General features: G+C 71.9%; 9 protein-coding genes. 6 read left to right on the top strand and 3 right to left on the bottom strand.

Features of this window, described 5'->3' with window-relative positions:
- Positions 1–13 precede the first annotated feature (13 nt).
- From IFSED24_RS00045 to IFSED24_RS00030, 4 genes are all read left to right on the top strand, one after another.
- Complete coding sequence (locus IFSED24_RS00045; RefSeq protein WP_491333175.1) at positions 14–679, top strand: hypothetical protein; 666 nt, start codon at positions 14–16, stop codon at positions 677–679.
- Between the two features lie 90 nt (positions 680–769).
- Positions 770–2,647: a GspE/PulE family protein gene (locus tag IFSED24_RS00040; RefSeq protein WP_491333174.1), complete on the top strand. Its 1,878-nt coding sequence runs from the start codon at positions 770–772 to the stop codon at positions 2,645–2,647.
- Positions 2,644–3,483, top strand: coding sequence for an HDOD domain-containing protein (locus IFSED24_RS00035; protein ID WP_491333173.1), 840 nt, complete (start codon positions 2,644–2,646; stop codon positions 3,481–3,483). Before IFSED24_RS00040 ends, IFSED24_RS00035 begins: the two co-directional genes overlap by 4 nt.
- 138 nt (positions 3,484–3,621) lie before the next feature.
- A complete protein-coding gene (locus IFSED24_RS00030; RefSeq protein WP_491333172.1) occupies positions 3,622–4,638 on the top strand; it encodes a PDZ domain-containing protein in 1,017 nt (338 codons plus the stop codon).
- A 68-nt stretch (positions 4,639–4,706) separates the two neighbouring features.
- Here the strand turns inward: IFSED24_RS00030 and IFSED24_RS00025 are convergent, their stop codons facing one another.
- Genes IFSED24_RS00025 through IFSED24_RS00015 form a run of 3 tightly spaced genes read right to left on the bottom strand, consistent with a single transcriptional unit; the run spans position 4,707 to position 12,171 of the window.
- Positions 4,707–5,561 (bottom strand): alpha/beta hydrolase, encoded by an 855-nt coding sequence (locus tag IFSED24_RS00025; RefSeq protein ID WP_491333171.1) that lies wholly within the window; start codon positions 5,559–5,561, stop codon positions 4,707–4,709.
- The gene (locus tag IFSED24_RS00020) at positions 5,558–9,094 is read right to left on the bottom strand and encodes a UvrD-helicase domain-containing protein (protein WP_491333170.1); all 3,537 of its coding nucleotides are present in this window, start codon (positions 9,092–9,094) and stop codon (positions 5,558–5,560) included. The genes IFSED24_RS00025 and IFSED24_RS00020 overlap by 4 nt, the downstream gene beginning before the upstream one ends.
- Positions 9,091–12,171, bottom strand: a complete 3,081-nt coding sequence (locus tag IFSED24_RS00015) for a PD-(D/E)XK nuclease family protein (RefSeq protein ID WP_491333169.1) — start codon at positions 12,169–12,171, stop codon at positions 9,091–9,093. Before IFSED24_RS00015 ends, IFSED24_RS00020 begins: the two co-directional genes overlap by 4 nt.
- 128 nt (positions 12,172–12,299) lie before the next feature.
- Here IFSED24_RS00015 and IFSED24_RS00010 point away from each other — a divergent pair, with 128 nt between their 5' ends.
- Both IFSED24_RS00010 and IFSED24_RS00005 read left to right on the top strand, forming a co-directional pair.
- Entirely contained in the window at positions 12,300–13,436 is a 1,137-nt protein-coding gene (locus IFSED24_RS00010) for an NHL repeat-containing protein (RefSeq protein WP_491333168.1), read from the top strand.
- A 105-nt stretch (positions 13,437–13,541) separates the two neighbouring features.
- Complete coding sequence (locus IFSED24_RS00005; RefSeq protein ID WP_491333167.1) at positions 13,542–14,048, top strand: hypothetical protein; 507 nt, start codon at positions 13,542–13,544, stop codon at positions 14,046–14,048.
- Positions 14,049–14,234: the final 186 nt, after the last annotated feature.

The raw sequence follows: 14,234 nt of genomic DNA, 5'->3' as shown, positions 1-14,234 counted from the left end.
AGGAGTGGTCCCCATGCACTGCACCAGCGATTCCATCCCCCGCAGCGGCCTCGACCGCGCCCCCGGTTCCGCTCCCACGCCCCGGCGGCTCCGTCAGGTTCGTCAGGCCCTGACCGACGAACTGGAGGCCATGGCCGCCGACCACGGGTTCCAGCTCGAGACCGGCGCCGACCCCGACGAGCGCATCCTGCGCAGCACGGACCTGGACCTCACCTGGTTCTGCGACTTCATCGAGGCCGGCCTCAAGCGGGTGGTCCGGCGTCTGTCGGCCGACCTGATCGGCGGCACCAACGTCACCCGTCTCGACGGAGCCCTCACCCACGGGCACCCGCGCCTGCCCTACCGGCGGGCGCTGCGCATCGTCGGCAACCGCGGCTGGCGACTGCCCCTGGGCGAAGACCTCCCCCCGGCCGCCCAGGCCTCGCTGGTACGGTTCTGCGGCCTCCTACCGGTGCAGGTCATGTTCCTGGCGGGGCAGCCTGCTCCGGACAGCTTGCCCGACGGCTGCCAGGGCGTATCCTACGTGCTGCCTTTCGCGGGAGAGGCGCTGCGCGGCGAGTTGCCCGCGGCCGGTCAACCCGGCGGCGCCGTCTGCCGCTTCCGCATCGACCGCCTGCTGCAGTTCGTCCTCGCGGTGGGCGAGACCGAGCCGCTGCAGACGCGGGCGGCGGGGGACTGACGGGCCCCTGATCGGCGTTTCCGCTAAATCCGGGCGCCTTCCTGCCGAACCGGACTGAGAAACCCCAGGTTCCTCAAGCCCGGAGTCGTCATGACCGAGATCGTCGACAAGGCCCCCACCGCCGGCACCCTGATCGCCGACCTGCTCGTGCAGGAGGGCCAGATCACGCCGGAACAGCTCGCGTATGCCCTGCGCGTCCAGGCCAAGCTCACGGGCCAGCGGCCACTGGTCGCAGTGCTACAGGAACTGGGGCTCGTCGATCAGCAACAGGTCCGGCAGACCCTCCAGGCCCGCCGCCTCGACATCCGCCTCGGCGACCTGCTGTACGAGCTGGGGGTGCTCAAGGAGAGCGATCTGCAGGCCGCCCTGGCGCTGCACCGGACCCAACCGGACCAGCGGTTCGGCCAGGTCCTCGTGGACAACGCGTTCCTGGGCGAGGACACGCTGCTCGAGATCATCGCCGTCCAGCTCGGCCTGCCCTACCTCCGCAACGACCGCCTGCTCTACGACGAGCAGCTGGTGAAACGGCTGCGGCCGGCCACCCTGCGCAAGCTGCGCTGCGTCCCGGTCCGCGACGACGGCGGCGGTCTGCTGCTGGTCTTCGAGGACCCGCTGGTCGCGCCGCCGCACGCCGAGCTCCAGGTCCTGGTCCGCGGCAGCTTCACGCTGGCCATCGCGCGCCGCCAGGCCGTGGAGGACGCGCTGGGCAGCATGGTCGCCGAGGGTCCGGCGCGTCCCCAGATCAACGAGAATCTGGTGGTGCGCAAGGTCGACGCGCTGATCCAGACCGCCCTCGACGACGGGGTCAGCGACATCCACATCGAGCCATTGAAGGACCGCCTGCGCGTCCGCATGCGCCAGGATGGCGTGCTGATCCCCCGCGAGGATCTGCCGCTGGACATGGCCCGCCCGCTCACCAGCCGCATCAAGATCATGGCCGGCGCCGACATCGCCGAGCGCCGCCGTCATCAGGACGGCCGGATCCTGTACGAGAAGGACGCGAACAAGGTCGACCTGCGCGTGTCGTTCTACGCCACGGTCTTCGGCGAGAAGGTGGTGCTGCGCCTCCTGAACAACCGCAGCCGCCTGCTCGACGTCTCCGAGGTGGGCATGCAGCCCCGCACGCTGCAGCGTTTCAAGGACGACGTGCTCGACGTGCCCAGCGGCGTGACCCTGGTCACCGGCCCCACCGGCTCGGGCAAGACCACCACACTCTACGGGGCGATCAACTACCTCAATAGCCCCAACACCAGCATCATCACCGCCGAGGACCCGGTGGAATACGTGATCGAGGGCATCAACCAGTGCTCGATCAACGCCAAGATCGGCATCACCTACGAGGAGACGCTGCGCCACATCGTGCGGCAGGATCCCGACGTGATCGTCATCGGCGAGATCCGCGACAAGTTCTCGGCCGACACCGCCATCCAGGCCGCGCTCACCGGACACAAGGTCCTGACCACCTTCCACACCGAGGACTCCATCGGCGGCCTGCTGCGCCTGCTGCACATGGACATCGAGGCGTTCCTCATCTCCTCGACCGTGGTCTGCGTGGTCGCCCAGCGCCTGCTGCGACGGGTGTGCGGCGAATGCGGCGTCGAGCATCGTCTGGCCGCCGACGAGATCCGGCGCCTCGGCTACAACCCCGCCGAGACCCGCGACCTCGCGTTCCGCCGCGGGACCGGCTGCCCTCATTGCAACTTCCTCGGCTACAAGGGGCGGGTCGGGGTCTTCGAGATCCTCATCCTCAACGAACCGGTGCGCGACGCGTTGATCAACCGCCGGACCAGCTTCGAGATCCGGCGCATCTGCGCCGAGAGCACCGGTCTGGTCTCGCTGCTCGAGGACGGGATCGTCAAGGCCGCCCAGGGGCAGACCTCGTTCGAGGAGATCATCCGCACCCTGCCGCGGCTCGACAAGCCTCGCCCCGTGGCCGAATTGCACCGTCTCTTGGGAGTCCGCACATGAGCGAGAAGCTATCCCTCCTGGACATGATCGAGCAGGCCATCGCCGCGGACGAGGTATCCCTGCCCCCGCGCAGTCAGACCGCCCAGCAACTCCAGCAGATCCTGGGCTGCGACGACTGGGACATCCAGGAGATCCTGGACCTCATCGAATCCGACCAGGCCCTCACCGCCGAGGTCCTGCGCGTTGCCAACAGCGCGTTCTACGGCGGCCTCTCCGAGGTGGCCACGGTGCGCAAGGCCGTGGTCCGCATCGGCGGGCCCGAGGTGGTCCGCCTGGCCATCGCCGCCACCGAGAAACAGAACTACCTGGTCCGTGACGAGGATCTCGCCCGCTACATGCCCGACCTCTGGCAGCATTCGCTGGGCGTGGCGCTGGCCTCGCGCTGGCTGGCGCGCAAGCTGGGCTATCGCGAACTCGAGAGCGAATGCTTCATCGCCGGGTTGCTCCACGATGTGGGCAAGCTCCTGCTCGTCCGGGTCTGCGACGACCTGATCCAGGCCGGCCGGATCGACCGCGCCATCCCTGCACCGGTGATCCGGGAGATCCTCGAGGCCGGCCACTGTGAGCACGGTGCCGCCCTGCTCGCTCACTGGGGACTGCCCACGGCCTACCAGGCGGTGGTCCTGCACCATCACGACGAGGTCGTCGATCCCCACCACACCCTGGGCCTGATCATCCGCATGTCCGACCTGGCCTGCCGGCATCTCGGTGTGGGGATGAACAAGGATGCCTCGCTGAACCTCGCGGGGACCGAGGAAGCCAACCTCCTCGACGTCCGCGACATCATGCTGGCCGAGCTGACCATCATGCTCGAGGACAGCTTCGCGCTGGCCTGAACGGCCGCTGCCCCCTGATCCGCCCCCTGATCCGGGAGTGATTTTTTCAAACCGACATGCAACCATTTGCCGCCCCGGACGTTCTATACCCGGTTGATTTTATCCCCCGCTGGGTTCCGCGGAGCGAAAGGCAGCATCATGAGCGACCTCTGCAAGCGCCTCACGGCCATGGCCTTCGCCATGGTACTGACTACCGGAATTGCTTGTGCAGGCGACACTTACCTGGGCATCACCATGTCCAGCCTGAGCCCCAGCATGGCCAAGGCCCTGCAGCTCGACGAGGGCCAGGGCGTGCTGATCGACGAGGTCGTGGCCGACTCGCCCGCCGACGAGGCCGGCCTCCAGGCCGGCGACGTGATCATCGCCATCGCCAGCGAGCAGATCGAGGGCCTCAAGGGGCTCTCCCGGGCGATCCACAATCACGAGCCCGGCGACGAGGTGGCGATCACCGTGCTACGTCAGGGGGAACGCCGCGACCTGATGGTCACCCTCGGCGAGCGCAAGAAGCGCAGCTTCACGGTCTGGACCGACAAGAACAGCGACAAGAACGTCCAGGCCTGGTCCAAGGCCGAGAGCGAGGGCAAGGTCTTCCACTGGCAGGACGAGGACGGCAATCACCAGATCACCATCGACGGTCTGGGGCTGGCCGCCATGGACCGCGGCTTCCTGGGCATCGTCCCCACCGAGGATGAGGACGAACCCGGGGTGGTGATCGACGAGCTGGTGGACGATGGCCCGGCCGAGAAGGCCGGCCTGCGCGCCGGCGATCGCATCGTGGCGCTCGACGACGAGCGTATCGCCAGCGGTAGCGACCTCCACGAATTCCTCGAGGACACCGATCCGGGCGAGACCATCCAGGTGAAGGTCGTGCGCGACGGCCGCAAGAAGGAATACGAGGTCACCCTCAGCGAGATGCCCAGCAAGCTGAAGATCGCCGAGAACCTCCACCTCTTCATGCCGCGCGACCCCAGCGACCCCTCGCACCCCCGGTTCTACGAGTTCCACAGCGGCACCGTGCCGCCCACCCTCGAGCTGCAGGAGCTGCGCAAGCTGAAGGACGAGGAGCGCCAGGAGGTCGAGGAGATGCAGAAGGAACTGCAGGCCCTCAAGGAAGAGCTCGCCAAGATGCGCGAGGAACTCGAGAAGAAGAAGTAGACCGGCGCCCCGGAGCGAAAGATCCGGCCCCGCGACCCCAGGGTGGCGGGGCCGCTCGTTTTCCGCCTTCAGGCCACCCCGTCGCGGGTCTCCAGTCCGGCGAGCCAGCGACGCAGACCGGCATGGAAACGGGGGCCGCCCTCGAGGCAGGCCCGGGCGTGGGTGCCGCGGATCTTGAGCAGGTCGCGCGGCGGTGCCGCCCGACGCTCGAGCCGGCGCGCCAGGGTGAACGGCACCGTGCGGTCGTCGATGCTGTGGATGAGGAGCTTGGGGCAGCGGATGCGGCCGATCCGATCCTCGCTGGCGAGCTGGATGCGGATCAGCTGGCGCACCGGCAGCCAGGGGTAGCGGCGCGCCGCCACGTCGGCCGCGCGGGTGAAGCCGGCCTCGAGCACCAGGCCGGCCGGCTGCACCTGCGCGGCCAGGTGGGTGGCCAGGCTCGCCCCCATGCTCTCGGCCACCACCAGGACGTGGTCGGCGGGCACGTCGCGGCGGTTCGTCAGCCAGTGCCAGGCCGTCTCCACATCGGTGTAGAGCCCGGTCTCGCTGGGCCGGCCGTTGCTGCGGCCGTACCCGCGATAGTCGAGCGCCAGGATCTCGAACCCCAGGTCGTGCCAGTAGCGCAGCGCGTCCACCCGGTCGCCCAGGTTGGTGTTGGCCCCGTGCAGGTAGAGGACGGTGAGCGCGGTGCCGGGAAGGTCGGGCGCCGGCACCGCGGGGCGCGGCAACCACCAGGCGTGGAGGCTGACCCCGTCGGGGGTGGTCAGGGCCAGGTCCTCGAAAACCAGGCCGTCGGTGTCGGGCGTCGCCGCCAGGCCACGCTTCGGCTGGAAGAAGAGCTGGTCCTGACGCATGGCGAACCACAACGCCACCGCCAGGTATCCGAAGCCGACCACGAAGAGGATCGCCAGGCCGGTGGTCACAGCATCACCTCCGTGAGGGCCTCAGGTCGACCCGCCGCGGCCAGCTGGGTCCAGAGCAGCCAGCACCGCACACGGCGATCCGGATAGAGCAGGGCGAGGGCCTCGCCGTAGGCCGCCAGTTGCGGCCGGTAATGGTCGACCAGGGCGGCCAGCTCGCCGTCGTCCAGTCGGTTCGACTTGTAATCGACAATGTCCACGCGTTCGGGTCGGATGACCAGTCGATCGATGAAGCCGGTGACCCGGCGCTCGGGCCCGGCGCCCGGCAGGCGATGCAGCACCGGCACCTCGCTGAGACCGGTGCCGCCATGGACCGTGGAATGGAAGATCCAGGCCAGCTGGTCGTTCTGGAAGGTGGTCTCGGCCTCGCGCCACTCCTCGTGGGCGACGGGGTCGCGGGGCGCGGCGGGCATTCGACCCAGCCGACAGGCGTGCTCGAGCCAGCGGTGGATCCGCGTGCCGCGGCGCGTGGCCGGCGTGTCCCGGTCGACCGGCAACGGCGCAATCGCGGCGCCGTCATCGCGTCGCTCGGCCGAGCGCCGGCGATCGTCGTCGAGCTGGGAGGGCTTGACCTGCTGGAAGCGCGGAGCCAGCACCGGAGGCGTCCAGGCGCGCAGCCGGGCCAGGCTGCGGGCTGCCCGGTCGCGCGGCGCCTCCGCCATGGCGCTGGCGACCGCAACCAGGCCCGCAGCCGCCACCTCGGCGGCGAAATCGTCCGGGGATCGCCAGCGCACAGCGCGGTCAACCGGCTCGGAATCGGCCTGATCGAGCCAGCCCAGGTAGCTGCGCCCGGACCGGTCGGCGCCCTGACGGTCGTTGAGGCCGCCGATCACGTAGAGACGGTCTCGCGCGCGGGTCAGGGCCACGTACAGGATGTGCGCTTCCTCGGCATGGAGCCGGGCCAGCGCCTCGTCACGCGGGGCGGCCAGCGGTCCCGGCAGCCGCGAGCCGTCGGGGAGTTGTGGCCCCTCGTAGAACGCGCGCTGCACGTCGTGGACCCAGGGGCCGTCGGCGGTGGCCTCGGCCAGCAGCAGCTCCTCGGTGGCATCCCGCAGGGGGACCGCCGCGTCGACCACGATCACCATCGGCGCCTCGAGCCCCTTGGACCCGTGCACCGTCATCACGCGCACCCGGCCCGTGCCCATCTCCCCCGGCAGCGCCCCCTCCTCCTCGCCGCCGAGCCGGTCGGCCTGGTCGAGCTCGGCCACGAAGTCGCGCAGGCTGCCCCCGCGCGCCTCGGCGGCCAGGGCCAGATCGAGCAGGCGAAGCAGGTTGTAGCGCGCCTGCTCGCCGCCGGCGGTCTCGAAGCGTTCGAGCAGCTCGCCCTCGCGGAAGATCCGGCGCAGGAGGTCGTGCAGGGGCAACAGGCCCGCCAGGCGGAACCAGCCCTCGAATCGCTCGACCAGCTCCTGGAGCCCGTGCGCGACACCCTCGCGGCGCAGGACCTCGCGCAGGTCGCGGCGAGGGCGCTGCAGCCGGGCCTGCAGCAGGGTCTGCACCGTGCCCTCGTCCAGCCGGCAGCAGGGCGAACGCAGGACCGTGGCGGCGGCGATGTCGTCGGCCGGATAGCTGAGCCAGCGCAGCAGCGCCAGCACGTCCTGGACCTCGCGGCTGCGCGCCAGCAACCCCCGACCCGCCGGCGTGAAGGGGATGCTCGCCCGGCGCAAGGCCGCCTCGTAGCTGGCGAGGTGAGTCTTGTTGCGGGCGAGGATCAGGATGTCGTCATGGCGCAGGGGGCGCGGGCGGTCCCGGCCCATGGCGGGGTCCCAATCCCAGGTCTCCACCGCGCCGTCGAACAGGCTCTGGACCAGGGCCACGGCGGCGGCGGCGGCGCGGTCATGGCCCCCGGCGTTGGCGTCGCGGGCGAAGGGCTCGACGAACACCACCCGGCCCGGATCCACCATGCGCGCCGTGTCCTGGCGGGCGCCCGCCGCCTCGGCGCCGAGAAAACCCCGGAGCGGCTCCCGCTGGTAGAGGTCGGCCACCGTGGTGACGATGGCGGGCAGGCTGCGGAAATTGGTGGGCAGGCGCAGCAGCGCCTCGGAGCCGGCCTGCCGGGCGAGGAGCGCGGCGGCGGCGCCGAACACCGCGGGGTCGGCGCCGCGGAAGCCGTAGATCGATTGCTTGACGTCGCCCACCACGAACGCGGTGCGCGCCGCCTCGCCGCCGGCGAGGATCTCCACGAGGAGCGGCAGCAGCAGGTCCCACTGGTTGCGGTTGGTGTCCTGGAACTCGTCGAGCAGAAGGTGGTCGAGGCGCGCGTCGAGGCGGAAGTGGACCTGTGGGCCGGTGCGGGGATCGCTGAGCAGCCGCAAGGCCAGGTACTCCAGATCCTGGAAGTCGACCACGCGGTCGCGGCGCTTGGCCGCGGCGTAGAGGTCGAGGGTGCGCAGGGTGCAGCCGAGCAGGATCCGGTTACGGTCGAGCAGCTCGAGGAGCGGCGGCAGCGCCACCAGCTGTAGGACCGGCCGGCTGGCGGTGGCGAAGGCCTGCTGGCGGTCGTCCTTGGTCTCCTTACGGCCGTGGAAGGTGCGCAGCTTCTTGCGGTCGCTGGTGAGCAGGCTGGTCGCGATGGCGTCGGCCTGGGCGGTCAGCGTGGCCGGGTCGCGGTCGAGCTGGTCCGCCGTCGCCAGGAGGTCGGCCTGGAGCTGGTCGTGCTGCTTGCGGAATCCCGCGGTGAGGCCGAGCCCGGCGTCCACCGCGGCGACGGCGGCCAGCCCAGGGCCGGCCAGTTCGCGCAACGCATCGGCGAGCGGCGGCGCCAGGGCGGCCGGATCGGGCGGGTCCGTGTCCTGCCACGGCGTGCCGGTGAGCAGGGCACGCCGCAGATCGGCCAGCAGACGTGCGGTGAGTGGCGTCAGCTCGCGGGCGAGGGCGCCGGCCGCCGACGCGGCCGGCGGCGCCACGCGGTCGAGCCAGCGCTGCAGGTGGACCCGGCGACCGAAGAGGCCCGCGATCTTCTGCCGGGCTCCGGCCACCGAACCGGTCATGGTGGCGTAGGCCGCGGCGGTTTCCGGTTCGGCGCCGAGTTCGAGCTCGAGACGGTCGAGGGCCTCGGCGCGGTACTCGACCTCCTGCCGCTCGTCGAGCACCGCGAAGCGCGGGTCGAGTCCCGCCTCGGCGGCGAACCGGCCCAGGACCTTCTGGCAGAACGCGTGCAGCGTGTCCACCCCCAGGCCCGCGGGATCCTCGAGCAGGCTCTCGTGGAACCAGGCCGCCCGCGCGAGCTCGCCGGATGCTGGGGCACGGCCCAGGATGTCGGCGAGCGCCGTCTCGAGATCTTCCCCCGACCGCGTGGCCAGCCGCCGCGCCTGGGCCTGCAGCCGCGCCATGATCTCCACGGTGGCCTTGCGCGTGAAGGTGATGGCCAGCACCGCACGCGGGTCGACCCCCGGTCCGGTCAGGCACAGCCGCAGGAAGCGGTCCACCAGCACCTTGGTCTTGCCCGACCCCGCCGCCGCCTCGAGCACCACCGACCGTCCGGGGTCGGCTGCCGCGTGCTGGATCGCCCGGGCGCGCTGCACGGCCTCGCTCATGACACGCTCCGCGGGCTCTCGGCGAGCAGCGCGGCCACCCGCGCGGCCAGCGCCGGCGTGGCGTCGCGTTCCTCGAGGCGGCAGATGCCGCGGAATTCACAGGTGCGGCAGGGCAGGCTGCCGGCGGCGTCCTCGACCTGCCAGTCGGGGACCAGGGCGAAGGGCACGTCGGGGTCGAGAATCGCCAGGGCTTGCGCGAGGATCAGGCGCACCCCGATCGCGAGGTCGGCCCGGTCCTGGAGCAGGGGCTTGAGGCCGAGATCGCGGGCGCGCAGGATGTAGAAGCCACCGTTGTCGAGCTGCCACGCGCCGACTGTGGATGGTGGCGCGAGGCCCGCCACCTCGCCCGCCTCCACGGCCAGGGCGTAGAGGGTGAGCTGGAGCTGGCGGCCGTCGTGGACACTCGCCCGGGTGGGCGCCTGTCCGGTCTTGTAGTCGATCACCGCGGCCAGCGGCGTGCCGTCGCGCCGGACATCGATGCGGTCGATGGCGCCCTGGAGCGGCACCTCGGCCAGGTGGTCCGGCAACGGTGGCGGGTCCTCGCCCGCCGCGATCAGCCAGGCGCGGGCGGCGGCGAGGCTGATGGTGAACGACGCCTCCAGCGCGGCCGGCCGCCAGAGCGCCGCGCGCTCGACCTCGGCGTCCGCCAGCGCCGGCGCCAGGGCCAGCAGGCCGCGGAGGGCCACCGCGCTGCCCGGCAGGTCGCGGCCGCGCTCGGCGAAGACCGTCTCGGCGATCTCCTCCAGCAGCCGCCGGGCGGTGGCGACATCGCCTTCCCGCAGCGCCGGGAGCGCCGGACCGGCGGGGTCCAGCCAGCGCTGCATGACCGTGTGGGCCAGGTTGCCCAGGTCCTGGGGCGTGAAGGCGGCGTCGAGGGGATCGGGGCGACGCAGTCCGAGGACGTTGGCCAGCAGGAAGCGGTAGGGGCAGTCGCGGTAGCGCTGCATGGCCGTGTGACTCAGGCGCGAGGGCCGGGGCACCGCGGGCGCCGGCACGGGCTCGGGCTCGGCGCGATGGGCCGCTTCTCCGGCGGCCAGCGCATCGGCTGCCGGCAAGCGCCGGCGGTAGAGCACCGACTCGTCGGCCACCGCGGGCTCCTCGGGCGCCGTCATGGCCAGGCGCTGGACCAGCGGCGAGGGCAGGCTGGGCCGGCCTTCGCGCTCCCTGGGCCAGGTGAACGTGACGCGGGGCGCCGCGTGGAGCAGGCGCAGGAAGAGCTCGGCGTCGCGGCCGGCTCGCTCACGCCAGTGCGGCAGGCCCAGGCCGCGGCGAACGCGGTCGGCCAGGAAGAGCGGGCGCGCCAGGCTGCCGGGGAACACGTCCTGGGCGAGACCGGCGAGGAACACCTGGTCGGCATCCTCGAGCCGCGCCTCCACCAGGCCCATGAGACGCACCGGCAGGTGGCGCTGACGGTGCGGGCGGACCTCGTGGGCCGGATCGGCGGCCAGGTCGTTCAGCGCGGCGGTGATGGTCGCCAGCGGCGCGTCGGGCAGCCGGGGCGCCGCCTGTTCGAGTGCCCCGAGCAGGCCGTCGACCGCGCCCAGATCGTCGTGGTCGCCACGCGGATCGGCCACGCCGCCCAGCGGGCGGTCCGGCGCCAGATTGGACCAGACCAAGCGCACCGCGGCGAGCACCGCGGCCCAGTCCGGTTCGCCGTGGGCCAGGCGCGTCAGCGGCGCGAAGGCGCCCTCGAGGTGTTGCTGGACGAACGGATCGAGCCAGGCCTGGCCGCGCACGCGGTCGTCCTCGGCGGCCGCGGCTCGCAGCGCGGCGAGCCCCCCGCGCGCCCGGCCCGCCCGCCGCACCGCCGCCTCGAGCAGTTGAACCAACACGGCGTGGCTCGGCCGCGCATCGCGTTCGGCCAGGCGCACGTACGGATGCGTGAGCACCTCGAAGAGCGGGCCGAAGGGCCAGCCCGCCACCACGGTGCGCAGGAGGTCGCGGAGCAGGCGGCCGGCGGGCAGGCTGGCCAGGGGTCGGCCGCGGGTGTCATCCACGTCGATGCCGGCGTCGCGGAGCTGGGCGGCCAGGCGCGCGGCCAGGTCGCGATCGGGCGTGGCGACCACGATGGCCGGCGCGGTCTCGGCGCCTGCCAGTGCCTGGCAGACCGCGGCGGCCACCACCCGGCTCTCGTGCTCGGGGTCGTGGCAGGCCAGCAGGCGGAGCGGACCTCCGGGCGCGAGCTGCGCGCGGGCGCCGGCCAGGTCGGCCAGGCGTGATGGCAGGTCGCTCCCGGGAGGGATTTCCATCGGCGGGACCTCGGCGCAGAGCTTCTGGGCGAGGGCGCGCACCCCGGCCAGGGGGTGCGACGGCGCGCCCGGGTCGCGGTAGGTGGCCAGGAGCAACGGCGCACGATCATCGTCCGCCGCCACGGTCAGCCAGTGCGCGGGCACGCCGCTGGCTGACAGGCCGGCCAGCAGGTCGGCCGTGACCTGGTCCAGCCGGCCCAGGTGCGCCGCGGCCAACAGGCTGGGCGGCTCGCCGGGCCACTGGTGGGTTGCCGCGGCCATGGCCGCCACCCGATGGTCGATCTGGTCGGCGGGCAGGATCTCGCGATAGAGCTGCCAGGCCTGGCGGATGCGCTCGAGGTCGGTCTGCAGCACCTCCTCGCCCCCCGTTTCGGCGTGGCCGAGGAGGATCGTGTCGTCCTCGCCGGCCAGGACCAGCGACGCGAGACCGGCCAGCCGCGCCTCGTCGAAGAGCGCCACCAGCTCGGCGGCGAGCCCGGCCGCCGCCTCGGGGCGCTGGCGGAGCCAGTCCAGAGCGGCGAGCCGTGGGGCGAGCAAGGTCGGGCGCAGGGCGAGGTCGGGCAGGGTGTCGTCGGCCAGGCCCAGGGCCGCGGCCAGTTCGTCGGCCAGGCGCCCCGGGGTGGTGATCCGCGGCAGGAGGATGGCGGCCTCGCCCGAGGCCTCGAGAAGGGCGTGGCCGAGCTGGCCGCAGGCGCGGGTCGAGGGCAGCAGGACCAGCGCAGCGGCCAGGGCTTCGGGCGCGGGATCCGGCCGGTGCGACAGGAGCCAGCGGGCCACCGCGGGCAGGGTGGGTTCGCAGAGGGGCAGCGGGTGCAAGGCCAGCGACATATCGGTCGTTCCCGGGGTTCGGCGTGGTGTGCCGCCGAGCCTAGCACGCACGATCGCCGAGGACATCTGTTGAATCACCGCCGGGGCCACGATAGAATCCTGACTTCAACCGAGGGGGAATGGCCCGCATGACCTGGATCCGCGCCCTGTCACTCTTGTTCGTCATCCTCGCCATCGCCGTCGCCGCCCGGGCCCAGGACACGCCCGTCCACGAGATCGGCTGCGAGACCGTTTGGGAAGTCTCCGGCGAGACCGCCGACTACCTCCTGGGCGGCCTGCTGGTGGCCGCCGGCTGGGATCACGAGGGCCGGCTCTGCGTGGTCGACTACAAGAACAAGGACCTCAAGGTCTTCGGCGCCGATGGCCGCTACCTGCGCACCCTCGGCCGCGAAGGCGAGGGCCCCGGCGAGTCGCGCGACGCCCGCGGCCTACTCCTGGCCGACGACGGCCGCGTGGGTCTGATCCAGATGTTCCCGGCCTGCGTGGTCTGGCTCCAGCCCGACGGCGACCCCGGCGGCAAGCTCACCATGGAGAACACCCTGGGCGCGCGCGGCGGCTACGTCGGCATGCCCCACACGGTCCAGTACCCCGGCGGCGTCATGGCCTACGTGACGGTGATGGCGCTGGAGCAGGGCGGCATCACCGAGAACCACTGGATCGCCCCGGCCGACCTCGACGGCACGTTCGGCACGCCGGTCTGGCACCAGATCCACCAGGAGCCGCCGCGCGACGGCCAGGGCCGCCTCGCCGAGGGCGACCTCTACTTCGTCTGGGCCGCCCGCTGGGCCCCCGACGGCCGCGGCGGCGTCTGGGTCGCCGAGGAGCGCGACCGCTACCGTATCGCCCACTACGGCCACGACGGCACCCGCCTGCCCGACTTCGGCCGCGACGACTACCCGCTCGTCCGGCGCGACGATCTCGGCCGCCGGCAGGCGCTCGAGCAGCTCACCCGCCGCCGCTACGCCGGCGACGAGGTCGTCCTGCGCGACACCGCCCCGGTGGTGGCGCGCCTCCGCCTGGCCGACAACGGCAACCTCTGGGTGGACCTCGACCTGGGCGGCCGTGGCCCCGCCGAGGGCACCATCGCCCACGTCGACGTCTACGACCCCGAGGGGCTTCGCCTCCGCCAGCTGGTGATCCGTGGCGAGTTCGACCCCGAGCTGGACCAGCGCCTCTTCGTGGACGACCGCCACCTGGTGGTGCTCCACGCCGACCGCGACGAGGTCTCGTTGCGCCTGCTCCGCCTCCTGGAGGCCGTGCCGTAGCGGCAAACTCTTCCGGGCGGCAATTTTTTCCTCAAGGTTCCGCATGCGGGTGCCGATATCCTGGGTGGGTTCAGGGCACGAACCATCCAGCGAGAAGAGCAGCACATGCGCACCTTTCTTGCGTTCCTATGTCTCGGCCTGGTCTTCGCCCTTCCGGCCGCCGCCGTCGATCTGGTGACCAATGGTGTCGTCGACATCATCGAGGGCATCACGCTCACCCAGACGACCTCCCTCAACTTCGGCGTCATCGTGCTGAACAACGGCGTGCTCGTCATCTCGGCCGCCGACGGCACCTACACCGACGCCAGCAACCTGGTTTACGACAACACCAACATCAGCCAGGCCATCCTGCAGGTGGATTCGAACACCGGCGTGGACATCACCGTCAACTGCGCCGCCGGCGCCATGCCCACCGGCCTGCTCCTGGGTTCGTTCACCGCCGACTGGGCCGACGCCGGCGCCGAGGGCGCCGTCCCCCAGGCCCGCACCATGGCCGCCAATACCGAAGCCCTCGAGATCGGGGCCAGCCTCACGGTCGACCGGACCACCGCCGTGCCCACCGGCGGCACCCCGGCCTCTCTGCCCTACACGATCTCGGTGACTTTCCAGTAATCCCCGGGGTTGGGCGACCCTGGGCGATACCGGTCCACGAGGATCGGGAACGCGAGGCCGGATCCGGCCGCTCCTGTGGGAGCTGGTCGGATCCGGTTTTTTATCGCCGCCGGCGAATTCCGGCTTGGCCCCCGGGGTAGGGGCGGTATCCTGTGCACAGGACCCTCCAACCTCGCGAGGAACGAA

It is taken from the genome of Candidatus Latescibacter sp. IFSED24 (assembly GCF_058273205.1).
Note: the sequence above shows the minus strand (reverse complement) of the source record. Positions and strands in the feature narration are given on the sequence as shown.

What these genes read in the sequence shown, in the direction of transcription:
- IFSED24_RS00005 (WP_491333167.1), top strand. Translation starts at nt 13,542, where the DNA reads ATGCGCACCTTTCTTGCGTTCCTATGTCTCGGCCTGGTCTTCGCCCTT.
- IFSED24_RS00015 (WP_491333169.1), bottom strand. Translation starts at nt 12,171, where the DNA reads ATGTCGCTGGCCTTGCACCCGCTGCCCCTCTGCGAACCCACCCTGCCC.
- IFSED24_RS00040 (WP_491333174.1), top strand. Translation starts at nt 770, where the DNA reads ATGACCGAGATCGTCGACAAGGCCCCCACCGCCGGCACCCTGATCGCC.
- IFSED24_RS00020 (WP_491333170.1), bottom strand. Translation starts at nt 9,094, where the DNA reads ATGAGCGAGGCCGTGCAGCGCGCCCGGGCGATCCAGCACGCGGCAGCC.
- IFSED24_RS00035 (WP_491333173.1), top strand. Translation starts at nt 2,644, where the DNA reads ATGAGCGAGAAGCTATCCCTCCTGGACATGATCGAGCAGGCCATCGCC.
- IFSED24_RS00030 (WP_491333172.1), top strand. Translation starts at nt 3,622, where the DNA reads ATGAGCGACCTCTGCAAGCGCCTCACGGCCATGGCCTTCGCCATGGTA.
- IFSED24_RS00010 (WP_491333168.1), top strand. Translation starts at nt 12,300, where the DNA reads ATGACCTGGATCCGCGCCCTGTCACTCTTGTTCGTCATCCTCGCCATC.
- IFSED24_RS00045 (WP_491333175.1), top strand. Translation starts at nt 14, where the DNA reads ATGCACTGCACCAGCGATTCCATCCCCCGCAGCGGCCTCGACCGCGCC.